General features: G+C 58.9%; 21 protein-coding genes. 10 read left to right on the top strand and 11 right to left on the bottom strand.

The annotated features are described in order from the left end of the window. Positions 1-310: 310 nt before the first annotated feature. The 7 genes from WCA10_RS11590 to WCA10_RS11560 form a co-directional block, all read right to left on the bottom strand. Positions 311-988: an O-methyltransferase gene (locus tag WCA10_RS11590; RefSeq protein ID WP_472822681.1), complete on the bottom strand. Its 678-nt coding sequence runs from the start codon at positions 986-988 to the stop codon at positions 311-313. Positions 989-1,045: 57 nt separating this feature from the next. Further along, positions 1,046-2,035: a polyprenyl synthetase family protein gene (locus tag WCA10_RS11585; protein WP_472822680.1), complete on the bottom strand. Its 990-nt coding sequence runs from the start codon at positions 2,033-2,035 to the stop codon at positions 1,046-1,048. 20 nt (positions 2,036-2,055) lie between these two features. After that, entirely contained in the window at positions 2,056-2,556 is a 501-nt protein-coding gene (locus WCA10_RS11580; RefSeq protein ID WP_472822679.1) for a YajQ family cyclic di-GMP-binding protein, read from the bottom strand. A 76-nt stretch (positions 2,557-2,632) separates the two neighbouring features. After that, positions 2,633-3,448 carry a TatD family hydrolase gene (locus WCA10_RS11575; RefSeq protein WP_472822678.1) on the bottom strand — a complete coding sequence of 272 codons (816 nt, stop codon included), beginning with the start codon at positions 3,446-3,448 and terminating at the stop codon, positions 2,633-2,635. A 69-nt stretch (positions 3,449-3,517) separates the two neighbouring features. Then, positions 3,518-5,830: a methionine--tRNA ligase gene (gene metG, locus WCA10_RS11570; RefSeq protein ID WP_472822677.1), complete on the bottom strand. Its 2,313-nt coding sequence runs from the start codon at positions 5,828-5,830 to the stop codon at positions 3,518-3,520. An 88-nt stretch (positions 5,831-5,918) separates the two neighbouring features. Beyond that, a complete protein-coding gene (locus WCA10_RS11565) occupies positions 5,919-6,464 on the bottom strand; it encodes a hypothetical protein (protein ID WP_472822676.1) in 546 nt (181 codons plus the stop codon). Further along, complete coding sequence (locus WCA10_RS11560) at positions 6,461-6,937, bottom strand: heavy metal-responsive transcriptional regulator (RefSeq protein ID WP_472822675.1); 477 nt, start codon at positions 6,935-6,937, stop codon at positions 6,461-6,463. Before WCA10_RS11560 ends, WCA10_RS11565 begins: the two co-directional genes overlap by 4 nt. A gap of 191 nt (positions 6,938-7,128) precedes the next feature. Here WCA10_RS11560 and WCA10_RS11555 point away from each other — a divergent pair, with 191 nt between their 5' ends. The 3 genes from WCA10_RS11555 (at position 7,129) to WCA10_RS11545 (ending at position 12,974) form a co-directional block, all read left to right on the top strand. Then, on the top strand, positions 7,129-9,108 hold the full coding sequence (locus WCA10_RS11555; protein WP_472822674.1) for an arginine--tRNA ligase: 1,980 nt from the start codon (positions 7,129-7,131) through the stop codon (positions 9,106-9,108). A 92-nt stretch (positions 9,109-9,200) separates the two neighbouring features. Continuing rightward, complete coding sequence (locus WCA10_RS11550) at positions 9,201-10,832, top strand: formate--tetrahydrofolate ligase (RefSeq protein WP_472822673.1); 1,632 nt, start codon at positions 9,201-9,203, stop codon at positions 10,830-10,832. A 1,212-nt stretch (positions 10,833-12,044) separates the two neighbouring features. After that, positions 12,045-12,974 (top strand): zinc ribbon domain-containing protein, encoded by a 930-nt coding sequence (locus tag WCA10_RS11545; protein WP_472822672.1) that lies wholly within the window; start codon positions 12,045-12,047, stop codon positions 12,972-12,974. Positions 12,975-13,446: 472 nt separating this feature from the next. On the opposite strand, the gene WCA10_RS11540 is transcribed toward WCA10_RS11545, so the two are convergent. Beyond that, positions 13,447-14,697: a WD40 domain-containing protein gene (locus WCA10_RS11540; protein ID WP_472822671.1), complete on the bottom strand. Its 1,251-nt coding sequence runs from the start codon at positions 14,695-14,697 to the stop codon at positions 13,447-13,449. A 362-nt stretch (positions 14,698-15,059) separates the two neighbouring features. Between WCA10_RS11540 and WCA10_RS11535 the strand changes: the two genes are divergently transcribed. After that, positions 15,060-16,898: an OmpA family protein gene (locus WCA10_RS11535; RefSeq protein ID WP_472822670.1), complete on the top strand. Its 1,839-nt coding sequence runs from the start codon at positions 15,060-15,062 to the stop codon at positions 16,896-16,898. A gap of 117 nt (positions 16,899-17,015) precedes the next feature. Here WCA10_RS11535 and WCA10_RS11530 read toward each other — a convergent pair whose 3' ends face one another. After that, on the bottom strand, positions 17,016-18,551 hold the full coding sequence (locus WCA10_RS11530; RefSeq protein WP_472822669.1) for a leucyl aminopeptidase: 1,536 nt from the start codon (positions 18,549-18,551) through the stop codon (positions 17,016-17,018). 612 nt (positions 18,552-19,163) lie between these two features. Next, positions 19,164-19,715: an SsrA-binding protein SmpB gene (gene smpB, locus WCA10_RS11525; protein ID WP_472822668.1), complete on the bottom strand. Its 552-nt coding sequence runs from the start codon at positions 19,713-19,715 to the stop codon at positions 19,164-19,166. A gap of 200 nt (positions 19,716-19,915) precedes the next feature. Here smpB and WCA10_RS11520 point away from each other — a divergent pair, with 200 nt between their 5' ends. From WCA10_RS11520 to WCA10_RS11500, 5 genes are all read left to right on the top strand, one after another. Next, a complete protein-coding gene (locus WCA10_RS11520) occupies positions 19,916-22,354 on the top strand; it encodes a cohesin domain-containing protein (protein ID WP_472822667.1) in 2,439 nt (812 codons plus the stop codon). Positions 22,355-22,367: 13 nt separating this feature from the next. Further along, positions 22,368-22,838, top strand: coding sequence for a type II secretion system protein (locus tag WCA10_RS11515; protein WP_472822666.1), 471 nt, complete (start codon positions 22,368-22,370; stop codon positions 22,836-22,838). A gap of 112 nt (positions 22,839-22,950) precedes the next feature. Further along, the gene (locus WCA10_RS11510; RefSeq protein ID WP_472822665.1) at positions 22,951-23,352 is read left to right on the top strand and encodes a type II secretion system protein; all 402 of its coding nucleotides are present in this window, start codon (positions 22,951-22,953) and stop codon (positions 23,350-23,352) included. Positions 23,353-23,368: 16 nt separating this feature from the next. Then, positions 23,369-23,845 carry a hypothetical protein gene (locus tag WCA10_RS11505; protein ID WP_472822664.1) on the top strand — a complete coding sequence of 159 codons (477 nt, stop codon included), beginning with the start codon at positions 23,369-23,371 and terminating at the stop codon, positions 23,843-23,845. A gap of 45 nt (positions 23,846-23,890) precedes the next feature. Continuing rightward, positions 23,891-24,688: a hypothetical protein gene (locus WCA10_RS11500; protein ID WP_472822663.1), complete on the top strand. Its 798-nt coding sequence runs from the start codon at positions 23,891-23,893 to the stop codon at positions 24,686-24,688. 226 nt (positions 24,689-24,914) lie between these two features. On the opposite strand, the gene yihA is transcribed toward WCA10_RS11500, so the two are convergent. Next, complete coding sequence (gene yihA, locus WCA10_RS11495; protein WP_472822662.1) at positions 24,915-25,520, bottom strand: ribosome biogenesis GTP-binding protein YihA/YsxC; 606 nt, start codon at positions 25,518-25,520, stop codon at positions 24,915-24,917. A 217-nt stretch (positions 25,521-25,737) separates the two neighbouring features. Here yihA and WCA10_RS11490 point away from each other — a divergent pair, with 217 nt between their 5' ends. Beyond that, positions 25,738-26,016: a hypothetical protein gene (locus tag WCA10_RS11490; protein WP_472822661.1), complete on the top strand. Its 279-nt coding sequence runs from the start codon at positions 25,738-25,740 to the stop codon at positions 26,014-26,016. Positions 26,017-26,035 lie beyond the last annotated feature (19 nt).

Raw genomic sequence — 26,035 nt, 5'->3', positions numbered from 1 at the left:
GGGCCTGGGCGTGCACGGTGTCCAGGTGGCCGGCGCACGTGCCCAGAGCAATTAGAACGGACACGAACGTACTCGAGGGAATCAGAATTATTCTGCGAACGCGAGGCGCGACAGTTGTGATCATCGTTGCGTGACTTCCTTGTTCTTGCTGGTTCACGAGAGAAGTCGCGCGCCAGCGAATTTATGCGGACGTGCTGAGGATACACGCAGGAGAAGCGATTGAACGCGAATTCTTGCGGACTGTCCGTTATCGCACAGTGAAGGATTTTGTTTCGATTAGCGACTTGAAATATCGATTGTGCGGCTTTTTTCAGTGAAGAACAACGGAGATGGCAAATCCGTCGTAGCCCTTGCTGCCAACGGTTTGTAGCACGGTTGTGCTGAGGCGAAGCTCGGCTGCAACCAACTCCGTGAAGTGGCGAACGCCCTGGATATGCGGATCGGGGCTTTCAGGATCAATCACTTTGCCATCGCGCACTACGTTGTCAGCGACAATGAGCGTGCCGGGTCGCGATAGCTTTATGGACCACTGGAGATATTCCGGATAGCTGGCTTTATCGGCGTCGATGAAGATGAAATCGAACGGAGCGTTTTGTTCTTGTGCAAGCGCAGTCAGCGATTCTGCTGCCGGACCGATGCGGAGGTCCACTTTGTTTGCAAGACCCGCGAACTCCAGGTTTCCTATTGCGACCTCAGCGTGGTGCGGATCGAGTTCCAAGGTGACGACGATTCCATTCTCGGGAAGGGCATGAGCGAGCCAGAGGGTGCTGTATCCGCCGAGGGTTCCGATCTCGAGTACGCGGCGAGCGCCAGTCGCGTGGACAAGGAGTTCAAGGAACTTGCCTTGAAGTGGAGTGACATCAATTGCGGGAAGATCGGCTTTGCGATTGGCGTCAAGTGCGGCGTTGAAAGAATCACCGGGAGCGATCAGCGCATCGGTAAAATATTGGTCAACTTGCTTCCAGATCTCTTTTGCTTTTTTGGGCAAGGCTCATCCTCCGGGGATCAGAGGTCAGTCATCAGGACGTTGGGAGTTGATTTCTTTCTACTTATCGCGCGCGACTACAAAGTCGGGAACCCAAAGCAGTGCGCGTTTGAAGTCCGAGTCGGGCAATGGAGCGAGTGCCTGGCGCGATTGCTCCGCATAGCGATCGGCCGCGGCCATGGCGTATTCGACAGAGCCGTTGCGCCGCAAAATCTCGCGAATCTGCTCGCGGCTCACGTATTCAAAGCTGCGATCATCGAGCACGCGCTGAATCGTCTGCCGCTCGCGCGCTGTGCCGTGGTCGAAGGCGTGAATGACGGCGAGCGTGGTCTTGCCTTCGCGCAAATCACTGGCTACGGGCTTGCCAAGGACTTCTTCAGTCGCGGTGAGATCGAGTACGTCGTCGACGATCTGAAAGGACAGGCCAACGGCTCGCCCATACGCTGCCAGCTTTTCCTCTTGCGCTTCCGTTGCGCCGGCCAGCACTGCACCGAGGCGCATCGATGTTGAGAAAAGGCAAGCGGTTTTGCGGAAGATGAGGTCGTAATACTCGGCTTCAGAGACTGCCTTGCCAAGTTTTTGGATCTGCAGCAATTCGCCTTCGACCATCTGCTGCGTCAGCCCGATCAGCAACTCGAGAACGCGGAGATTCTTTTCTTCAAGTGCAACCTTGAAGGCCTGCATGTAAAGCCAGTCGCCGGCGAGGACGCATTTTTCGTTGCCCCAGGTGGTGTTGGGCGACGGGCGGCCGCGGCGGATCGACGCACCGTCGATGATGTCGTCGTGAACGAGTGTTGCGGTGTGCACCATCTCGACGACCGCGCCGAGACGGATGGCGCTTGGTCCGGTGTAGTCGAGCAGATGCGCTGCGAGGAGCAGCAGCGACGGGCGAATGCGCTTGCCGCCGCCTTCACGCAGGTACTCGGCAATTTCGGTGATGGTGCTGACGCTGGAGGCAGCGTCGCGGCCCAACTCCTGCTCAATCGCTACGAGGTCTTCTCGGAGCAGTTCGAAAACCTCTTTCGCCGTTGCTAGTGCCAGGGTGCTCAATGGTCTCCGAGTCTCGCTTATCAATTCGTGCGGTAGTTCGTGAAGGTCAGCTCTACGCCGAGATCTTTGCCCCGCAGGGTAGCCATAATGGCCTGAAGATCGTCCCGGTCTTTGCCCGATATTCTCACAGTATCGCCTTGAATGCTCGCCTGCACCTTCTTTTTTGAGTCCTTGACGATACGCACAATCTCCTTGGCTTTTTCAGTGGGGATGCCCTGCTGGAGGCTGATCTTCTGGCGTACGCTCTGGCCCATCGCCGGCTCGACTTTGCTGTAGGTGAGGTTCTTGAGGGAAACGCCGCGCTTTACGAGTTTCTGGCCGAGGATCTCCTTGATGGCCTCGAGCTTGTACTCGTTCGACGAGGCCAGTTGGATCGCATCGTTGCCTTCAAGATTGATTTCGGAATGGGTATCTTTCAGATCGAAGCGTTGACGGATCTCCTTCATCGCCTGGTCGATGGCGTTGCGCACTTCCTGGATGTCGACTTTGCTGACGATATCGAATGAATTGTCCTGGGCCATGATTCGGTTCCTCAAATGCCTGGGTTGCTGTTGGTTCCGCTCTGCACTGGCGGTGCAACAATATCAGTTTCCCATGTCAGACCGTCAGGTTAAACAACCGGGCGAAGTTTTTGGTGGTTGCAGAGGCGATTTCTTCAGCGGTGATGGCGCGCAATTCCGCGAGCGTCTGCGCTGTCTGAGTGACAAATGCGGGCTCGTTGCGCTCGCCCCGGAGCGTGGCGGGAGCCAGCCAGGGCGCATCGGTCTCGACGAGGACTCCGTTCAATGGCACACGGGCGGCGACGTCGCGCAGAGGCTGCGCCTTGGGGTAGGTCAGATTTCCCGCAAAAGAGATCAAAAAACCGAGATCAAGAGAGCGCCGGGCCTGTTCCCAACCTCCGCCGAAACAGTGCATTACGCCGCCGAGAGCGGTAGAAGCCCAGTGTTCGTCGAGGACTTCGAAGAGGTCGTCCCAGGCATCGGTTTCACCATCCTTCGGCCGGCAATGGATGAGGATGGGCCGCCTGCGCGCTGCGGCGATCTTAAGCTGGGCGATAAGCCCTTCGCGTTGAACGGGATGGGCCGCGCCTTTGTGATAATAATCGAGGCCGATCTCTCCGCAGGCAATGACTTCAGGCTCGGCGAGCAGGCTGTCCAACCTGGCTAGTGCTGCATCGTCGGCATCGACGGCATTGTGCGGGTAGATTCCAGCGCTTGCGTAGAGGCGTGGCATTCCGGGTTTGCCGTTGTATTCGCGACAGATATCAAGTGCCTGATGCATTTCCGACGGGTCTTCGCCGATGCCGATGGATAGGACTGCGCCTACGCCTGCGTCGTTGGCGCGGCGCAGCATCGCCTCGCGGTCTTCCACGTAGCGAGGGCTATCGAGATGCGCGTGGGAATCGATCAGCAAGCATGGGCCTCCACTGAAATCAGGCGACTTGATTCAGGCGCCTGGACTCCAGATATTTGATTCAATTCTCTACTTTAGCCGAGCGCCGAGCGGCACATCTTCGAGGAAGCCAGCCAGCACGGGGGAACCGTCCGGCGGAAGAGATGCGGCGAGCAGCATGCCGTTGGATTCGAGGCCGCGCATCTTACGTGGCGCGAGATTCGCGACGATGACGATCTTGCGGCCAATCAGCTTTTCGGGCTCGTAATACTGCGCGATTCCGGCGAGGATCTGACGCTTCTCGTAGCCAAGGTCCACCTCGAGACGCAGCAGTTTGTCGGCTTTCGGAATGCGCTCTGCAACAAGAATCTGGGCGACTCGCAGCTCCACTTTCGCGAAGTCGTCAATCGTGATGTGCGCCGGAAGCATCGGCGCCGTCGGAGGGTCCTGGTTAGCACTCTTCGAGTCAAGGGGCTGGTTGGCAGGAGCTTCCGCAGGTGTCGAAGAGAGGCGGCTGCTGGCGAGCTCGGAAGGCACGGAATGGACGTGTGCAGTATCCACCGGCTTTTCGGGATTGCTTGGGGCGGTGGTGACGGGCGTCGTCGCGGTTCCTGCTGGACCGTCCTCAGTGCTTGCGGGCGACTGCACGGACGTAGCTGCCGGAGCATGCTTTAAGGTCGCGTCCAATAGTGGCGAGCTTGGGTCAGGGTTGATGCCAAGAGCCGACATGGGCGCTTCCGGCGCTGACTTCTCTGCGCTCTGTCTAGCGCTGGCGGCTTCTACGGCGTCTTTGTTGTTCTCATCTTCCAGATTCTGCATACGGGCGATCGCATCCTTTTCAGCGCGGGGAAAGAGTGGGGACGGCTCTCCGAATCGGGTGCCGGGCTTCAATCCGCCCCACGCGAGGTCGGTGAGAAACGCCTGCTTCGCAGCGTCGGCAATGTTGCCTTGCCCAAGCTGCTGCCACACCTTGGATGCCGCATCGGGCAGGATGGGATAGACAAGCGCGGTAATTACACGGATGGCTTCGGCGGCAGTGGAGAGGACGCGTGCCTGCAACGCCGTTTGATCAGCTTCAGAGCGGTCGGCTGGCTTCTTCCAGGGAGCGTTGGCGGTGAGGTAGCCGTCGGTCTCCGCGACGAGATTCCAAAGGATTTTCAGGGCCTCAGAGAAATTCAGCTCGTCGAAGAGTGGCCCAAACTGGGCAATCGTGTTTGCTGTGCTTTGGCGCAAGGCAGTCTCGGCCGGAGTGACTGCGCCGGCTTCCGGCACTACTCCGCCGAAGTATTTGTGGACCATGTTGACGACGCGGCTGACGAGGTTTCCGTAGCCGTTGGCGAGGTCGCCGTTGTAGCGCTGCACCAGTGCGTCGAAGGTGAAGTTGCCGTCCTGGCCGAAGGGGATTTCGCGGAGCAGGAAATAACGCAGGGCGTCTGCACCGAGGACTTCGCGTACGGTGTCGGCGCGCACGATGTTGCCGCGCGACTTCGACATTTTGCCCTGATCGAAGAGGAGCCAGCCGTTTGCCTTTACGGATCGCGGCACTGGGATTCCGGCGGCCATCAGGAAGGCCGGCCAATAAACGCAGTGGAACCGGCTGATTTCCTTGCCGATGAGGTGAATGTCCGCCGGCCAAAACTTCGCGAATCGAGCTTGGTCTGCCGGATCGTCTGACCCGTAGCCGAGCGCGGTGATGTAGTTGGCCAGGGCATCAAGCCAGACGTAAACCACGTGCGTCTCATCGCCCGGCACTGGGATTCCCCAGGTAAAGCTGCTGCGGCTGATCGAGAGATCCTTAAGCCCGCTGCGGACGAAGGAGATGACTTCGCGCCGCGTCGACTCCGGCTGCATGAAGCCGGGATTTTCTTCGTAGAATTCGAGGAGCTTGCGTTCAAAGGCCGAAAGCTTGAAGAAGTAATTCTCTTCGCTCACAGTCTCGGTAATGCGTCCGCAGTCGGGGCAGGGTGTGCCTGGAGGAACATCGACCCAGGCTTCGTCGGAGACGCAATATTGGCCGGTGTAGGAACCTTTGTAAATAAAACCGCGATCGCGGAGGGTGGCGAAGAGCTTTTGCACGCCGCGCTTGTGGCGCGGTTCTGTGGTGCGGATGAAGTCGTCGTAGGTGAGCCCGAGGCGGTCCCAATGGGCTCGAAATTCGCCGGCAATCTTGTCGGCAAAGTCTTGCGGCGTGCAGCCGGTCAGCTTGGCGGAGCGCTCGATCTTTTGCCCGTGCTCGTCAGTGCCGGTCAGAAACCAGGTATCGATGCCCAGAGCCCGTTTGCGACGGGCGATCGCGTCGCAGACGATGGTGGAATAGGCGTGGCCGAGGTGCGGGCGCGCATTCACGTAGTAGATGGGCGTGGTGAGGTAAAACCGGGATGAGCTGGGATCGGGCTTTGCCATGGAGTCCGTGGGCTTTTTCTGGTTCAGGGTGAAGACATTCCAGAAGCAGCATCCTCTTCATCTTACGGCATGCGGACTGCCCAGCTTTTTACTTCCCGGCATCGATATCCAGCGAATCGCCGGTTGCGTGATCGGTGATCTGGAAACGTAGAAAGTCGTGGATTGCGGCTTGCGCGACGGGGTCATCGGCTGCAATGCTGACACGTCCTCCGCTATCGACGGCGTGGTACTGGAAGTGGATCTTTCCCTTCAGCAGCTGCATGGTGGTCACACCCGGCGGAATTACATCGTGCACAAGCATCGGCGCGGAATAGTCTCCCCCACCAAAGGCTTTGGTGATATGCGCAAGATGCATCCGGACGGCTTCGACATTCACTAAGTCTTTGGGATCGTTTGCCGTGACCTCAATGGATCCGCCTGCCTCTGTGAGTCGAAAGTGATGCGTGGTCTTGTCATGCGGAAAGCCCATGGCGTGGTCGCCGTGGTTCTCGACGCTTGCGTGGTGATCATCGGAGGCCATGTGCGACGCGTGCATGGGGCAAGGCTGTTCTTGAGACGACGGTGACTGGGCCCGCAATTGAGGGGCCGCCGCAACCAGGAACATTGGAATGAGTATGCTTATAAAACCGTTCATTTCCGTTTCTTCCTCCTCAGTGGTTCTCGAATCGCGGTTGCCGGGACGGGGGCAGCGCTGAGCGAATGTAGAAGAAATGCCTTTTCCCCGGATCGACTCTGAGCGATTCTGGAGCGCCATTCGCTGACCATTGCTTCCATATACTTCTGTGTCTGCTGCAACTCGGCAATGCGCTCATGGAGCGCATCAAGTTTTTCCTGAAGCATCCCGAGAACGCGCCTGCACGGGGCTCCGCCACGGTCCCGGATACGAAGAATCTCGGCGAGCTCTGGCAGGGTGAATCCAAGCTGCAGGGCGTGGCGCACGGTCTTCACGCGCTCCAGACTGTCTGGCGGATACATGCGATACCCTGACGCGGTCCGCGGCGCCGTGGGAAGGACGCCAAGCCTCTCGTAGTGTCGTAACGCATCCGTACTGATGCCGACGGCGCGCGCCAGCTCCCCGGAACGGAATGCCCTCGGCTTCTCGGTCATGGCAGAAGTATGAACCCTGGAGCCGGTTCCAGGGTCAAGCGATTTCTTTCGAGAATCCCCAATCCGCATGCAATCGCGGGCGAGAAGCGGTGTCTTTTGTCGCGTTACTGACGTTCTGGAGTTGGGCATTTACAAGGTCAACGTCTGCTAGAATCAGCGTTGATAATCAAGGATTTCCGAGGCATTCACCCGTGTATCAGGAATTGAAGAACCAGCTTGAGTCGCATCTGCGCGATGTGCTCAAAGCCAAGTACGACCTGACCGTCGAGAACATTCCGCTGGAGACGCCGCCGGATTTGAAGTTTGGCGAGTTGGCGACACCGATTGCCTTTGAGCTTGCCCGCAAACTGCGCAAGGCGCCCAAGGTGATCGCGCAGGAGATTGTGGACGCTCTTGGTACACCGCGCGGCTTTGCGTCGTTTGAGATTGCAGGCGCGGGCTACATCAATGCGCATCTCGACCGCGTGGTGGCGGTGCGGATGATGACGAGCGGCGAAGATTCCGAGCCGCTGAAATCCGAGATACACGCGCTTGTCGAGCACACCAGCATCAATCCCAACAAAGCGGCGCATATCGGGCACCTGCGCAATGCGATCCTGGGCGACACATTCGTGCGGCTGCTGCGCGCTGCGGGACGCCAGGTCGCAGTGCAGAACTACATCGACAACACGGGTGTGCAGGTTGCGGATGTGGTGGTTGGATTCCTGCATCTTGAGAAGAAATCGCTGGCGGAAGTGCGCACGCTGATTGAGGATCTGGAACTGCATTTCCAGCGCGTCGACTTCTACTGCTGGGATCTTTATGCGCGTACTTCGCAGTGGTACACGAACGGCACCAACGAAGAGAACGAGGAGCGCAAGAAGCTTCGTTACGCGACATTGCACGAGATTGAGCAGGGTGGCAACGAGACGGCCAACGTTGCCGATTTGATCTCGACAGCGGTGTTGAAGCGGCATTTGGAGACGATGCTGCGACTCGGCATCGAGTATGACTTTCTGCCGAGAGAGAGCGAGATTCTGCACCTGAACTTCTGGGCGCTGGCCTTCGAACAACTCAAGCAGAAGGGTGTGCTGTACTTTGAGACCGAGGGCAAGAACAAGGCTTGCTGGGTGATGTCGCGGACGGGAGATTCGCAGGCATTGGGTGAGATTGACGAAGACGCGAAGGTCATTGTTCGTTCCAATGGAACCGTGACGTATGTCGGCAAGGATATTGCGTACCATCTCTGGAAGTTCGGTTTGCTCGGACGCGATTTTGGGTACCGGAAGTTCTTCACTTACCCCGACCACGAGTGCTGGATCTCGGCGGTGAAGGGCGAGGAACCGCATCCGCACTTTGGCGACGCACAGGCCATTTACAACGTTATTGATTCGCGCCAGTCCGATCCTCAGGCCAACGTCGTGCAGGCGCTCCGCGGCATGGGCTACACCGAGCAGGCGGATCACTACACGCATTTCGGCTACGAGATGGTCGCGCTCACGCCGCGCTGCGCTGCAGAGCTTGGCTATGAAGTTTCGGAGGAAGACCGCGCGCGTCCGTACATCGAAGTTAGCGGCCGCAAGGGATTCGGCGTGAAGGCTGACGACCTGATCGATAAGCTGATCGCCGCAACGCGGTTTGAAGTGGATACGCGCCAGACATCGCGCGATGAGCAGGAAAGGCAATTGATCGCCGAGCAAATTGCGATCGGCGCATTGCGCTACTTCATGCTGAAATTCACGCGCAATTCCGTCATTGCTTTCGATTTCAGGGATGCGCTGAGTTTCGAGGGCGAAACGGGTCCGTACATTCAGTACGCGGTCGTTCGTGCACGCAATATTTTCCGCAAGGGGTCGATTACGCCGGAGGCGGTGTTGCGCGAATTCGCGGGTTCGGATCCGGGCGCTTTCCTGATTGGCGAAGGCGGCGAGGACATCTGGTCGCTCTGGTTTCGCGCCGGGCGGCGATCGGCGGTGCTGGAGCAATGCATTGCCACCTCAGAGCCGGCGTACCTTGCCAAGCATGCATTCCAGCTGGCGCAGGAATTCAACAACTTCTACCACAAGCATCACGTGCTCACGGAGTTGGATCCCGAGCGTCGCACGTTTCTGCTGGCCACGGCGGCAATCGCGATGCGGGAACTCTCCATCGTGCTCGATTGGCTTGGCATTGAAAGCCCTGAAGCAATGTAGTACCCACGTAACACCGGTGTAGCCTGCGTCACAAGCAGGTCTTCGGGCAGCGGGAGTATATTGCTCGACGGTTAGAGATAAAAGGTCAGGGTATGAACAACTCTGTTGTGCAAACACATATGCTCCTCCCCATTGAAGAAATTGCGCGGAAACTCTCGCTTTTGCCAACAGAATATGAGCCCATCGGCGCATACGGCGCGAAGCTCAACCTGGATCTGCTGGACAACCCGGCGTTTCCGGTTCGCGGCAAGCTGATTATTGTTACGGCCACGACACCGACGACATCGGGCGAAGGGAAGACGGTGGTATCGATCGGTCTTGCGCAGGGGCTGGAGCGAATCGGCTGCAAGTCGATTCTGACTTCGCGTGAGCCGTCGCTGGGACCGGTCTTCGGCATGAAGGGCGGCGCGGCGGGCGGCGGGCTTTCGCAGGTGGAACCGAGCCAGAAGATCAATCTGCATTTCCATGGCGACTTTCACGCCATCACTTCGGCGCACAATCTGCTGGCGGCGATGATCGATTCGCATCTGTTTTTCGGAAACGCGCTCGATCTTGACCCCACGCAGATTACCTGGCCGCGCGCGATGGATATGAACGACCGCGCACTGCGGCGCATTGAAGTGAGCCTTGGCGCGAAGGGGGACGGCGCCAATCGCGGCACCGGTTTCGTGATTACCGCCGCTTCCGAGATCATGGCCATCATGGCGCTGGCGTCAAGCCGCGCCGATCTGCGGCACCGTCTCGATGCCATCGTGGTGGGGCAGTCGCGCACAGGGAGACCCGTTACGGCGGCAGACCTGGGCGCAACTGGCGCGATGCTGGCGCTGCTTGACGATGCGATCAAGCCGAACCTGGTGCAGACGACCGAGGGCACGCCGGCGCTGGTTCACACCGGGCCTTTCGGGAACATTGCGCATGGGACATCGAGCATCCTGGCGCACAAGATGGGCGTGCGGCTCGCCGATTACGTGGTGAACGAATGCGGCTTTGCGGCAGACCTGGGCGCGGAGAAGTATTTCGATATCGTGATGCGCACTTCGGGCATTCGGCCCGCTGCCGCGGTGCTGGTGGTGACCGCGCAGAGTCTGCGCGCGCAGGGCGAAGGCAAGCTGGAAGCGGGCTTTGGCAATCTTGCGCATCATGTCAAAGCGCTGCGTGGATACGGCGTGCCGATCGTGGTCGCGATCAATCGCTTCCCGGCGGATACGGCCGAGGACCTGGAGATGATTGCGACGGAGTGCTCACTGCAGGGCGTACCGTGCGCGCTGGTTGAGGCCTTCGCCAAGGGAGGCGAGGGTGCGGTCGAACTTGCGCACAAGGTGGTTTCCGCGATCGAGACAAATCCCATTCCGGAGATTCAGCCGGTGTACGCGCTTGACGATGCACTGGACGTGAAAATTCTGAAAGTGGCCATCCAGGTATACGGCGCGGATGGAGTGGTGCTGAGCGAGACGGCGCGCACTAAGCTGGAACGCTACGCCAGTTGGGGCTTCGGGCGGTTGCCGGTGTGCATCGCGAAGACACAATACTCTCTGACCGACGATCCCAAGCGCATGGGAGCGCCGACCGGGTGGACGCTGAACATCAACGACGTTTCGCTGTCGGCCGGCGCGGGGTTTGTGGTGGCCGTCTCGGGCAACATGATGCTGATGCCGGGATTGCCGAGCCATCCACGGGCGATGTCAATTGACGTGGACGACGACGGAAAGATTGTCGGCGTTTAGGGCCAGGTACCAGGCTGGTCGCGAGCGGGTTTTGCCGGGGACCCCTATTATCCCCCCTCTTAGGATAAACACCCTGTTTTCAATGGTCTGGAGGGCGGATGCGTTCCAAAGAATGCTGTTGACTGGGTTTAGCTGTAGAGGTTTCTTCTCAAAGGACTTACGGGCTCCTGCGATCCTCGCGACCGCGCGATCGCGGCTCGGCAGGGGCACGCAATCTTGACCGCAGCGCAGACATTGTTTGCCGCTATTCCGACTTGCAGTTCCAAGGATACCGAAAGTCCGCATAAAACTCTGCAAAATGGAGGTCGTTGCAAGTTGCTGGATTTACGCAGCTTGTGAAGAAAGTTCGCGGGAGGGGTCTTGACAAGTTTCGTCCCATTCGTCCGTCGAGCCGTCTAGGCTTGACCTTCCAGAAAGATCAACCGCAGGTCTTTCGACTCCCTGTGGTCGCTCAGGATGACGAAATTGTATTTGGAGGGTGGCTTTACCACCCATGCTTGACTGCGCGGGATGGATGAATCCCACTCATGCGCAAAGGCGCGCATGAATGGGGCACCCAGTTTGTGATTGTGAGCGGGCCACCTGCCGTTCGGGCCACCCCTACGGGCTACATGATTGTTTATGGTTGTTTTTCCCAGGGCGCCCCCGCGCATCGCCGGGATTGCCCTGGGCTATTTTCGTGTCGTCCCTCCGGGACGGGAGCGGTCGAAGAAATTGTTACCGCGATCTTGTGATCGTCGGCTCCGGCACGTCGCTCAGGCGGGATTCCGTGTACTTGGCTGGGTGGAGGTCGTGGGATCCTACGTCCCAAAAGCGGGACATGGGGCACCCGGCCCCGTTCGCTCAGAATGACAGCGCATGATTGAGAAGGGCCGTTAACGGGACGTCGAGAAAGCAAAAGCAGATTCTTCGCTCACCACCCCCAGACGGAAGTGCGTCTGGGGCCCCGTTCGCTCAGAATGACAGCGTCAACGGGGCTCAGAACGACACCCGTCAACGGGGCTCAGCAATGACAGCGTCAATGGGGCTCAGCAATGACAGCATCAATTGGGTTCAGAATGACAGCGTCAATGAGGTTCAGAATGACAGCGTCAATGGGGTATTGAGCCAAAGGAGGCGGCAGGAAGACAGCAGAGCCCTCTAACCTCCGGCCCTTCATTTTGTTGTTGCAGCCCACGGGCATGTATACTTCGACCTCTCCCACGGATCATCATGTTTTGCATTCATTGCGGCGCGCCGAATCCCGAGAATGCCTCCTTCTGCAGTGCTTGCGGAAAGGAGATCGGTGCGCCTGCGACTCCTTCAGCTTCGGCGGAGGCTGCTCCGCGCGCTCCTGGTAGGGCGGAAGAATCATCCGGGAATGCAACAGGACAATTCGCGCCAGGACAATTCGGGACAGTACAGGGCACAACAGGACTGGGCGCGACAGGACTGGGCGCGACAGGACATGGCGCGACAGGGCAAGGCTTGCCTCCGATAGCGTTGCCGGCCGAACCGGCGGCAAGGCCGCAGCCCGAGGCGCAATTTCAGCCGCCTTCACCGCCACAGGCGCAGTATCTGCCACAGACACCGGCACAGTATCAACCTGCCGTCGCTGGAAAAGGCAAACCGGTTTTATGGGTTCTGGGCGGCTTCGCCGCTTGTCTTCTCATCGTGATTGCGGTGGCCCTGGGCTCTCGACTGAATCAGAATTCGTCCGGATCGGGGACTGCCCGTGAGAATGTGGCCCCGGACTCTGCGCCAACTGCTGCGCCCACCACGTACACTGCCCCGGCCCCCGCACCAGACCCTACGCCGGCGCCAGCGCCAGACACAACGGCGGCGCCCGTGAGTGCTCCCGTTCAAGCGGCTCCGTCGCCTGCTGCCGCCGCTCCGCAAAATCCGATTGTCGGCGACTGGAAGGCAACGACGTTTATCGGCAGCACGATTGGTCTCCACCTGGGCGCGGACGGGCGGTACATCTTGAATCCCGGCTCGGATGAAGGAGTTTATTCGTATAGCAGCGGCGACGGAACACTTCGACTGCAATCGAATTCCTTCTTCTCAGAAGGAATCATGGTCTGGAGTTGCCAGGTGTCGGGCGATACGTTGAGCTGCGTCGATCCGAAGGGCGCTGGACACGTTTACAACCGCATGCGGTAACAGGCGTGCGGTGGACGAAAGGCTAAGACGCTGTTTCAAAAAATGCCCGAGTGGATTGTGCGCGAATCCTTCAGGGGTTAAAGGCTGCGGAAAAAGTCCCGAACGAAAGGCGAATTCAGCATGGGATTGCTTGGCAGGGGCTGAAGCCCGACTTATTCTGCTGACCTTATCGGCCCGGCTAAAGCCGTGCCCTTGTTACAAAGCTTCTTCGGTTGAGTTTTTCCGCAGCCTGTAAAACCCCTTATTTCATAGGCTCTTTTCGGCCCGCGACCCATCAATGGGTTCCCCGAGCTGTGCCCTTGTTACAAAACCGGTTTTTGAAACAGGCTCTAAGACGCTCCACAGTCACCGATGTCGCGTTGCGCCAGCCAAGACGATGAGAATAGGAGAGGCGATCTGCGTTTCCCACCCACCCAAGCGGAGCTTGGATGGGGCACCCTCGGTTTGTGCTTATCTGAATTTACAGGGCTGGCTATCGGGATTGCGGGAGAGGCCAGAGGAAGACTTTGCCGTCGGCGCCGCCGGAGGCGAGCATGCGGCCGTCGGGACTGAACGCCACGGAGTTTACAGCGTCGGAATGACCGGAAAGCGTGCGCACCTTGTCTCCTGAAGACACATCCCACAGCTTGATGGTGTGATCTTCGCTGCCGGAAGCGAGCAGGCGGCTGTCGGGGCTGAAGGCGATATCGCGCACCGTGGCAGCATCGTTGATTTCGCGCAATTCCTTTCCTGAAGACACGTCCCACAGGGTAATGGTGGCGCTGTTGTTGGCAATTGCCAGCACGTGTCCGTCCGAACTGAAGATGGCGGCTCGCACCCAGAGGAAGGTCCCGGCCAACGTGCGCACTTCGTTGTCCGACTGCGCGTCGAGCAGGCTGATGGAATAGTTTGTGCTCTCGGCCTCCATCAGCTTGCTATCGGGACTGAAATTCGGGCTTGTATAGCCGGGGAGCCGGCGCAGCTCGTTTCCTGAAGCTGGGTCCCACAGCCGGAGGCCGATCTCATTGCCTTCCCGCTTGTTGATGGTGGCTGCCAACAGGCGGCCGTCTGAGCTAAACGACGCCGGACCGACGAAATCCGCATCGCCGGCCAGAACGCGTATCTTGTTGCCGGAGGCTGCGTCCCACAATATCAGGCCCTTTCCCGAAGAACCTCCCGATGATGCCAGGGTGCGCCCATCCGGGCTGAAAGCCACCCAGGACGTATTGTTGTAACTGTTAAACGTGCGCAGCCACTGGCCGCTAGCCGCGTCCCACAGCTCCACACTTCCGTCGGAGCCACCAATGGCGAGCTGGCGGCCGTCCGGGCTGAACGCCATGGAATCGATAAAGCCGATCTGCATCGCCAGCATTTTCGGGCGCCCGCTGCGAAGATGGATAAAAACCAAGCCGCCGATCAACAGCACAGCAATGGACGCCGCAACGGCTATCACTTTAGTGCGACTGCTGGTGTGAGCCATCGGAGGCGCAGCAATGGCGGGCGCGGGCGGAACGGGTGGTGGTGTGGGCAAGGCGGCAGGTGTGGGAATGGCTGGGGCAAGAGGCGGCGGAACGGGCGGCGGGGCTGTGGGCGTTTGGGGGAGCGGCTGGGCAACCAGCGGTTGGGCAACTGGGGCCGGCGTTACGGGGTCTGCCGGCTGCGCGGGATTGACAACAGGTTTCCCGCACTTCCGACAAAACTTCGCGACGTCGGGGTTGGGGTTACCGCAATAGTTACAGAACATTCGACTCTCGTGATTCGAGCAGAATCATACCTTGGAGAAGAAGAGGACAACAACGAGATTCCCGCGCGCTCCCGCGGTGGATCCCGCTCAAGCGCACAAGGCGCGCATGAATAGTTACGCGGTTGTGGCCGCGGCCTGCTGGAGCGGAACTTTGCAATCGGGCGCCCGGCGGATTCGCTAATCGAGACGACGTGTATAGAAGAGACCAGACTGCGCTCCCTGGATATGGGAGAGTCGGAAGGGAAGAGTGTGAGCAGACGATGGAATAAGCCGAACGCGAAAAGAGACTTCCCAGAGCAGGCGGATCGGTTCTTACGCGCAACACAACAGCAACATGGCAGGCAACTGCCGAAGGAAAATCAGTGAATATCGCATTGTCGTTAGCTTTAACCGGGGTCATGAGCGTAACGGGGCTCGCGCAGGCAAATTCGCAAACGCAGGCATCCGATCGCCATGAAGACCGCGCACCCGCATATCGTGTCCGCATGATCAGCCGCACGGTTGAGGCAGTTAATTACGAGCACCGTGGCAGAAGCACAAAGCTGGATTTTGCCGGTACCGACCTGATGCGCTCTGCCAGTGGCGAAGCCAAAGTGGACAGCAAACGCGGATCCATCGCGATCGAAGCGAAATTCAACAATCTCGACAGGCCGACAAGCTTTGGCAGCGAGTATTTGACCTACGTCCTCTGGGCAATCTCGCCCGAGGGTCGCCCTGTGAATCTCGGCGAAGTTCTGGTTGGCGACAACAGCCGCAGCAAACTGAATGTGACTACAAACCTCCAGGCATTCGCTCTCATCGTTACTGCGGAGCCCTACTATGCTGTTCAGAAGCCCAGCAATGTGGTGGTGCTCGAAAACGTCGTTCGCCCCGACACGCGCGGAACAACAGAAGAAGTTCACGCCAAGTATGACCTGATGGAACGCGGCGGCTATCTGCCCACCGGATACAAAATCGATCCGATTGTATTGAATGCCCACTTGCCGCTCGAATTCTACGAAGCACGCAACGCGATGCGCATCGCCAAATCAGAGGGAGCCGAGCAGTACGCCGACGAGAGCTATGGCCATGCGGCTAAGCTGATGGACACCGCCGATCAGTACGCGATCGACAAGCATCATAACAACAAGCAGCTCATTGCGATCTCGCGTGAGGCAGTTCAAACCGCCGAAGACGCGCGGACAATCGCTGTGAAGAAGATGGACGAGGCTCGCAACCACGAGGAGCGCCAGGATTCCGCCGATGCGCTGGCGAATTCGCAAGCGCAAACGGACGACGCAACGCGCCGCACTGAACGCGCCCAGGCTGACGCTGCCAACGCGCAATCCGATGCGGTTCGGGCCCGGTCAGAGACCGCACAAACGAAGATCGACATGGCGGCGAGCCAGCAAGCATCTGCCAACGCCGTGGCCGACGCACAGGCGGATGCCACGCTCGCCGACAACAATGCGCAACAGTCTGCAACCAACGAAGCAAACTTGCGCGCGCAGAGAGACAGCGAGCGCCAGACCTCGGCGGATGCGCTAGCTCAGACTCAGGCGCAAGTTGACGAGGCCAATCGCCTGCGAGACAAGGCTCAGGCCGGCCAAGTGAATGCACAGATCGAAACGAACCATGCACAATCTGACTCGGCACAGGCCAGGCTGGACATGGCGGCAAGCCAGGCGTCTTCAGCACATGCCGTGTCAGAAGCGCAAGAAGATGCTGCGAAGGCCAATCGCCACGCGCAACAAGCCGACAGCGACAAGGCTGAAATGCGTACCCGCCTCTCAACGCAACTGAATCTTATTCTTCAGACGCGGGACAGCGCACGCGGCCTGATCGTCAACATGTCCGACGTTCTGTTCGATACAGGCCGTTACACCCTGAAGCCCGGAGCCCGCGAGAAGCTCGCCAAGGTTGCCGGGATCCTGCTTGCTTATCCTGGCATCAACGTCCAGGTTGGCGGCTACACCGATAACGTGGGCAGCGACGACATGAACCAGGTGCTGTCAGAACACCGCGCGGGCTCGGTGCGCGATTACCTCGTCGAATCCGGCGTCAATTCCAATGCGGTTACCGCCCAGGGCTATGGCAATACCCAGCCAGTCGCCACGAACGATAACTCAACGGGCCGCCAGCAGAATCGCAGGGTCGAACTGGTAGTTTCCGGCGACATTATCGGCACCGCTGTGAATGCGACCACAGGGAGCCTCCGCTAGATCCCACGTAGCTTTAAACATCCACATAGCTTTAGACAAGGATGCGCGGACTCACTCATTGAGTCCGCGCATTTTTGTTTCGGTCCAATATTCATTTCACCGAGCCGCAGTCATTTTTTATCCTTCGTAGCTGCGGACCCATTCGAGGATGGAGCGGACGGCGACGCCGCTGGGGCCTTTGGCGATGAAGGGCTTTTTGTCTTCGATCCAGGCGAGGCCGGCGATGTCGAGGTGGATCCACGGGGTGTCTTCGGCGAAAGCGTGGAGGAACTCGGCTGCGGTGATGGCGCCACCCCAGCGGCCGCCGGTGTTTTTGATGTCGCCGATGTCGCTGCGGATCATGTCGTAGTACTCGTCGGAGAGTGGGAGGCGCCAGAATTTTTCGCCGGAGGTGGCGAGGCCTGCCTGGAATTTTTCGATGGTGGCGTCGTCGTTGGAGAAGGCGCCGGCATTGATCATTCCCAGGGCGACGACACAGGCGCCGGTGAGGGTAGCGGCATCGATGAGGTGGGTGGCGCCGAGGCTGCGGGCGTAGGTAAGGCCATCGGCGAGGACGAGGCGTCCTTCGGCATCGGTGTTGATGATCTCGATCGTCTTGCCGGGCTTGTCACCGAGGGACATGGCCGTTTGAATGTCGCCGGGTTTCTGAGCCTTGCCGTCGGGCATGTTCTCGGCGGAGCAGACGATGCCGATGACGCGGACGCGGGGCTTGAGCAGGGCGATGGCGCGCATGGCGCCGACCATGGCAGCGCCTCCGGCCATGTCGTACTTCATTTTCTCCATGTTGTCGGCGGGCTTGATGGAGATGCCGCCGGTGTCGAAGGTGATGCCCTTGCCGACGAGGCCAAGGACGGGGCCTTCGGTGACGCCTTCGGGCTCGTACCTGAGGACGATCAGGGCCGGCGGTTCTTCAGACCCCTGGGAGACGCTCCAGAAGGCGCCCATTTTTAGCTCGTGGAGTTTGTCGGTGGAATAGACCTCCGACTTCAGGCCGACTTCGGAGGCCATTTTCGCGGCGCGTTGTCCGAAGACGGTGGGGGTGAGCTTGTTGCCGGGCTCGTTGACGAGGGAGCGAGCGAAGTTCTGGCTTTCGCCGACGATGACGCCTTGGTTGAAGGCTGCCTGGATGGCGGGCTGATCCGATGTTGTGGGGGCGGCGAGAGTGAAGGAATGGACGCTGACGTCTTTGCGCTCGCTGCGGTAGGTGTCGGGGTCGAAGTCGCCGACGATGGCGCCTTCGGCGGCGGCGCGCGCGCAGGTCATTGCATGGAGCGGCCCTTCGGAGCCGTTCTCTGGCAACGCGAAGACGAGCTCGCGGATGGCGCGGGGCTTGGCGCAGCGGACGGCGGTTCCGGCGGCATTGCGGACGGCGTGGACGGTGGCTTTGGCTTTTTTGCCGAGGCCTACGATGACGAGGCGCTTGGCTTTTAGTCCGGCTGGGGCATGGAGGAGCAGGGTTTCGTTAGCTGCGGCTTTGAATTCGCCTGTGGAGAGGACGGCTGCGGCGGCGGCGCGGACGGCCGCATCGCTGGTGAGGAGGACTGGCTCGGGCTTGACGTCGGGTCCTTTGGCGGTCTGCGTGTCGATGGCGGTGACGGCGAGAAGTTCGGTTTCGATCTGGGCGAGGAGAGAGAAGGAAAGGGCTGTCTGCATACAGGATCATTATTTCATTGCGGGGCGGAGTGGATTGCAAGGTCCATAAGTGAGACACCAGCGCCAGGGCAATAGAATGTTGGGCAATTGAAAGGCGCCCATGATTACGATGGAGAAGCTGCGGATCTATGAGAAGTTCAACGGAGACATTGATGGCTTTTCAAGATCCGCGAAACCAAGCGAACGAGAGTCTATCCAAGACGGAGACTGGCGTCTCATTGACGAGCTGCTGCAGAGTCTGACAATTGTCCGATCCGGGTCTGGAAATGCGGAATTTGAAGCGCGAGTTCGCGAGCGGGTAATTAACGCTGCTCAAGACGAGAGTGTGTGCGAGCGTCTGTTGCGGCTCTCAAAACAGAAAACATAGCGAGCAGCGCTCAAGGGCCAACGCCTGATTTCCCCAAGAGCAACCGCAGATGTTTCGACTCCGCTTCGCTGCGCTCAACATGACAGCAGGGTGATTGCTTTCCTAGGTCCCAAAAGGACCTGGCGCACCCGGCAAGCTCTTGGCTAGAACCCCCGAAGAACAACCGCAGATGTTTCGCTGCGCTCAACATGACAACCGCAAGGGGAGTCTCGGATCGAGGTGGGGGGAGCGTCTAGAGCCGGGCGCTAGCGGCCCATTTTGTGTTTGCTGGCGTTGATGGCGGATCTTGCCTCGCGGTCGGCTTCGCGGCGTTTCTCGGTTTCGCGCTTGTCCCAGTCCTGTTTGCCCTTGGCGACGGCCAGTTCGCACTTGACCCGGCCATTCTTGAAGTAGAGGCGGGTGGGGATGAGCGTATGTCCCTTGATCTGCGTCTTTGCCATGAGCCGCCGGACCTCTTCTTTGTGCATCAGCAGCTTACGTGTGCGGGTCTCGTCGTGGTTGGATATATTGCCGTGTGAATAGGGTCCAATATGCAAATTCAGCAGGAAGGCTTCGCCGTCTTTGATGAGGCCGTAGGAGTCCTTCAGATTGGCTTTTCCTTCCCGGATGGACTTGACTTCGGTTCCGCGGAGGGAGACGCCCGCCTCGAATTTCTCGAGAAGGAAGTAGTTGTGGCTGGCGACGCGGTTGTGGGCGGCATCGCGCTCGCCGGAGGCCACAGGATCGCGAGGCTTGGCCTTTTTCTCCGGTCCGGGGGTGTCGCGGGGTACGATAGTGTGGCTGGTTTGGCGCGGCATGGGGGGAAGTCCCTTAAACTTTCATCGTAGCATCGTAACGCTAACCCCCATATTGCAGTGGGGCTTTGCTAGAATGAGGCAGCGTTTTGGTAGGAAGCACCAATATCGGAAAATGCGTAGTTGCTGGCGTCGAGAGGGCCATGGCCTGCCCATGTGCGAGTAATGCGGAGGGCCAGTCCTCAGCGATGCCCGGGAGTCCGATGAAAAGCCGCGTTCAATCTACGGCACGGTCCGTCGCCGCCCTTTCGAATCCTCGTTTGTGGATTTTCGTAGTCGGAATTATCGCTCTTCTCCAATTGGGTTCGATACGTGTCTCTGCACAGTCTGCGAACGGTTATTACAAGCAGGGGCAATCTGCCGAGGCGCGCGACGATTTCGATACGGCCTTTCAGAACTATCAGAAGGCGTATTCGAGGTCGCCGAGCAACGCGAGTTATCGAGCGGCCTTCTACCGGGTCCGGTTCACCGACGCGGCGATGCACGTGACGAAGGGGCGCAACCTGCTGGCTGCCGGCAATGAAGAGGGAGCCCTGGTGGAGTTGTTGCGTGCCACAGAGATCGACCCCAGCAACGAGGCGGCGCAGCAGGAGATTGCAAAGATCAGAGCCAGTCACCGACAACAGCCCGCAGTTGAGAACAACCCCTCTCCGATGAGCGCGCAAACGGGGGAGGAGATCAACTCCATCGAATCTCCGGCGCAGTTGAAGCCGATGTCGAATGAGCCTCTCTCGCTGCAGATGGCGCAAGATTCAAAACTTGTGTACCAGGCCATTGGCAAGGCTGCCGGCATCAATGTTCTGTTTGATCCCGACTACATTTCAAAGCGCATCCAGGTTGAGCTGAATAATGTTTCGTTGCTCGATGCGCTGCGGATTGTAGGCACGCTTTCGGGAACGTTCTGGCGGCCGGTCACGCAGAACACGATCTTTGTCGCGCAGAACTCGCGGTCGAAGCGCGCTGAACTCGAAGAGCAGGCAGTGCAGACGTTTTATCTGTCGAATGCATGGCAGCAGAACGATCTGAACGACGTCCAAACCGCGCTGCGCAACGTGATGCCAAGTGCGAAAGTCTACGGTGTTGCGAGCCAGAACGCGATTGTGATGCGGGCTACGCCCGACGAACTGCTGCTGGCACAGAAGCTCGTCAACGATCTCGACAAGGCGAGGCCCGAGGTGGTGGTCGATATCGCTGTGCTGGAAGTGAGCAAGAACTGGGAGCGGAATCTCGGCATTACGTGGCCCAGCAGCGCCAGCGTAGCGATTCAGTCGCCGACTTCGAGCAGTTCTTCATCGACCTGCGCAACGGGCGACACATCGTGTACGTCGAGCACGACGAATACGAATCCCACGCTTTACAACCTGGCCCACCTGAATTCCAACGATTTTGCGGTGACGGTTGGCGCGGCCACGGCGAACGCGCTTCTGACCGACAACAACACCAAGATTCTGCAGAATCCACGGATTCGCGCCGCCGACCAGCAGAAGGCGACGCTCAAGATCGGATCAAAGATACCGATTGCCACGGGTTCGTACCAGACAGGCGCTGCGACCGCTCTGGTGAGTTCGCTGGTGAACACGCAATTCCAGTATCAGGACGTTGGTGTGAATATCGATGTCACACCGACAGTTCACTTTGACAGGGATGTGACGCTCAAGATCAAAATTGAAGTGCTGGCGCAAAGTGGCTCTGTCACCATCAGCGGCGTCACCGAACCAATCCTGAGCCAGCGGGTCGCCGAGCAGACCATCCGCCTGCGCGAGGGAGAAGCGAACATTCTGGGCGGGATCCAGGAGCAGCAGATTCAGGACAACTGGAGCGGGATTCCGGGGCTAAGCTCGATCCCGATTCTGCGTTACCTGTTCGGTTCGAGGGACAAAATCAGACAGGATGACGAGATTGTCTTCCTGGTGGTTCCGCATGTTGTGCGAACGCAGAACCTTACTCCCGACAACCTGCGGCCCATCGATACCGGTCCGGGAAGCCAGGCTGTCGAGCTGCGCCGCATTTCAACCGGCGCAACAGGTATTTCTCAGCCTTCTGTGGCTCCGCCGTCAATGGGGAATCGTCCGGCTTCGGGTGCTCTGCCGGGGCCCAGCGCCGAGGCAGCTGCGCCGGCGGCTCTTGCCCAAATGCGGGCATCCGCGAATGCCGATACTGCAGCGGCTGAGGCAAACGGCGCGGCGACGGCAGCCAGTCCGCCGCCGGGTTCACCCGCATCGGAGGGCCCCGCAGGAAAAGTCAATCTCATGTTGAATTCGCCGGGAACGGTGGTCAACGGCACCACGTTCCAGGTCCCGGTGGTATTGACGGGAGGAACCGACGTATCGTCCGTTCCCTTGCAGATTCAATACGATCCATCGAAGATGACGCTGGTCAATGTGGGGGATGGCGATCTGCTGAATCGCGATGGACAGATTGTGTCGATGGCGCACCGCGACGATGGCGGAAATCTGACGGTGAATGTTTCGAGGCCACCGGGGGCACCGGGCGTGAGCGGAGCGGGCGTGGTTTGCGTCTTAACATTTCAGGCGGTAGCGAAAGGTGAGAGCGGCATCAGCATTACGCGCGCCGGCGCCATGAATAGCACAGGGAAGCCGTTGCAGGCACAGACCTCACAAACCACGATCGTTGTGCAGTAGGAGTATCGAAGGAATGATGGCTCGGCGGCCAATCCGAAGAAGTTCGGAGCGCGGCCTGACCCTGGTTGAGTTGATCGTGACTGTGGCGATTTTGTCGATCCTGGCGTCGGCGGCTATCCCCATTGCGCGGTTCAAGGTCAAGCGGGAAAAGGAGCGCGAACTGCGGCATGACCTGTGGGAGATGCGCGATGCCATCGACCACTATAAAGACGCCGCGGACAAAGGGGCAATCCAGACCAAGGTCGACAGCCAGAATTATCCGCCCGATCTTGAGACGCTGGTCAACGGCGTCGATATCCAGGGCAAGAAGGTAAAGTTCCTCCGCCGCATTCCTGTCGACCCGATGACGGGAAAGGCCGAGTGGGGATTGCACTCGATGCAGGATGATCCGAAGTCGGACTCTTACGGCGGCCAGAGCGTTTTCGATGTGTACTCAAAATCAAGCGGCACGGCACTGGACGGCACAAAATACTCCGATTGGTAGGGTTCTCGCTTGTCCGGCAGGATTCGAATTACGCTCTGGAGAAAATGGCGGTTCGGGACTTCGCATCCGTGGTAACGAGAATGTCGATCGATGTAGGAGAATAGAGGTACAGATGCGCAGCAAAGGAAAACAGGAAGCGGGCTTCACGCTGATGGAGTTGATGATCGTGATGATGATCATCGGCATCCTGACGACGCTTGCCATTCCGAGTTTCAAAGCTGCGATCAAAGCCGCGCAGGAAGCGGTGCTCAAGGAAGACCTGCGGGTTATGCGTTCTGCAATCGACTCCTACACCATGGATAAACAGAAAGCGCCTCAATCGCTTGACGACCTGGTGCAGGATGGGTACCTCAAGGCTATCCCCGAAGATCCAATGACCAAGTCGCGCGACACCTGGAACACGGATGTCAGCGACTCGCTGCACACCCTGGATCAGACCGATCCAGGCATCGACGATGTGCACTCCGGGTCGTCGGAAACAGGATCGGACGGGCAGCCATACTCTGCGTGGTAATGGCGAGGGGAACAGAATGGCTCGTAGAACGATCGGGTTGCTCCTGCTTGGGGGGATGGTCGCGCTGTGTGGCGCGCTGCATGCGGAACCCACCAAGACCATCATCATCAAGGTATTCGACGGAAAGACGGGGCGCCCTGTGGTGCCGACCGGCTACCAGGTGCGCGTCGACCACCTGACCATGCTCCACCCCGATTGGGTGAAGCAGAATGAAGACGGCACTGCCGAACTGACCATTCCCGCCAACGCTCACGAAATGGCGCTCCACCTTGCGTACAACGACTCCATGGATCTTTACGTGAATTGCGACAAGGACAAGAACGCATTTGGCGATGTCTGGTATCTCGTGCCCGAGATCATGTCGAAGGGGATGGTTACTGCGAACGGATGCGGGAAGGCCAAGGCGAATGAAAAGTACAAGACCACGGCAGCGCCCGGCGAACTGATCCTGTTTGTACGCGAGATGAACATGATGGAACGCACCAAGGACTGAGACGCACAGGTTGCGCCGACGCAACGGCGTGTGGAGAACCTCCAATTGGCGCCCGCCCCTTCACCGGCAAATTCAGACTCGTTGCAGTTTGAAGCTTTCTGTCTCTATCGCGCGCTCATGCGCGATCGAGCCTTCGATGAGGATGCCGAGCCGAACCTTGGTGGCAGGCTCTTGTACGTGGGCGAACTGAATGCTCACAGCCGAGCGATGGTGATCGCCGGCAACGTTGCGGGCTGTGCAACGCTTGCTGTCGCCGATGATCCGATGGTGCATAAGCTGGCGATGCGCGATGGCGTGGTTGACTTCGTTGTCAGATCGCTGGACGAGTCTCTGCGCATTTTTAAAAACGAAATTCGCAAGCGGAATGCGGTGGCGGTAAGCGTTACCGCGGCACCATTTGCGGTGGAGCGCGAGATGCTGGAGCGCGGAGTCCTGCCCGATCTGCTTTTTGCGGACCTGCGCGATGAACCGCGGAGAGTATGTCACTTCGGGCCGGGAGAGCAGGGAGTCCATCCTGATACGCCAGATGCGAGCGCCGCCAGAATCAACTGGCAGGTGGAGCAGGCTCCTGCGCGGTGGATGCAGCGGCTCGATGCGATTGCCATTGAGTGTCTTGCGGAGGACAAGCAGGCATCCCGCTGGATTCGCCTCGCTCCGCGTTATTTCGGGCGCACGGAGCAGGGGCACAGAGCGCTTTACTGCGATGCACTCGCTGCAAACGAGATCGTGCGCTGTTTCGGAGAGGCGGTTCGGAGCGGTGCAATCGGAACGAAGGTTGCAATGAGCCTTCGTATTCGCGGCGAGGCGAAGGAGTTTCAGTTCGATTCTGCGGCTAGCGGCTAGTGTGCTTAAAGTCCTTAACGGAAACCGGAAAAGGCAAAAGCAGATTCTTCGCTCACTACCCCCAAACTGAAGTACGTTTGGGGCCCCGTTCGCTCAGAATGACATCGCATGAAGGACGCCGCATATGAATGACACCGCGTATGAAGGACGCCGCATATGAAGGACGGCGCATATGAAGGACGGCGCATGTGGCGCATGTGACGGGAGTGATCTCAGAGTCGGGATATTAGACTGCTTCGATGGCGCTGGATGCTTCGATTCGGATCCAGAGTTCCTTGATGCCGGCGCCGGTTTTGGCGGATACAGGGAGCACTTCATCCAACTCAAAGGTTTTCTTGATGGCCAGAAGGTTTCTCGTGCGCGCGTTGCCGCTGAGGCGGTCCGTCTTGGTTGCGACCACCAGAAACTCGCGACCAGCGTGGCGGAGCCAGTCGACGAGCTTTCCGTCGTTCGGCTGCGGCGGAATGTTGGAGTCAACGAGGCAGACGCAGAGTTTGAGCGGCCCGCGCTCGGCGAGATACGGATCAATGAACTTCGGCCATTCGGCTGAAATGGATTTCGAGATCTTGGCGTAGCCGTAGCCGGGAAGGTCGGCGAAAATAAGTTTGCTTTGCTGGCGTGGATCGAGCAGTGCGAAGAAGTTGATGGCGCGCGTGCGGCCGGGAGTTTGCGAGACTTTTGCGGCCTTCTCGCCTACCAGTGCGTTCAAGAGGCTGGATTTGCCCACGTTGGAGCGACCGAGGAACGCGATCTCCGGCACCGTTGGAGCAGGAAACTGCTCAGCCGCCAGCGCGGAGAGCAGGAATTGCGTGGTGTAGCGCGTCGAAGGCATGCCTATCTCACTTGCAGAGGTCTGGGGAGTGAGGCCTCGCATTTCCTTGAGGATACAAGATCGAGACCGGAATGGCGTGTATGCAGAGCCCGCATGTTGGCGCTACGCCTCAGTGCAAAAAAGTAATGTCGTGCGACGAATGAACCCAAAAACCAACTACGTTGGGAATTAAACCTGCCCTATACTGAGCTCACCGCCACAACTTTTTGGAGTCAACGTGCATACACTCGTTGCGATCTGTCTGTTGGCCGCGACTACCAACGGCCCGGTTGTCCATATCATCAACCTTGAAGAGCCTCCAGTCACACAACCGGCGCTCGTAAAGATTCCTAAAGGCCCCAACAGCCTGACTCTCTACAACGTGAAGGGCGAGCGGGTCGCGGAGTGCCAGAAGAAGGACGACGCGTTTTCGAACTGCAAGGTCGAGCCGGGGTTCACCTTCGACGATGTGATGAATGCGTGGGTACACGCGTTCGAGGATATGCAGGGCAAGTAGGGCATCGACGTTCCCACTC

Source organism: Occallatibacter sp. (genome assembly GCF_049582745.1).
GTDB lineage: Bacteria > Acidobacteriota > Terriglobia > Terriglobales > Acidobacteriaceae > Telmatobacter.
The sequence above is the reverse complement of the archived record's forward strand: the minus strand, read 5'-3'. Positions and strand labels throughout refer to the sequence as shown.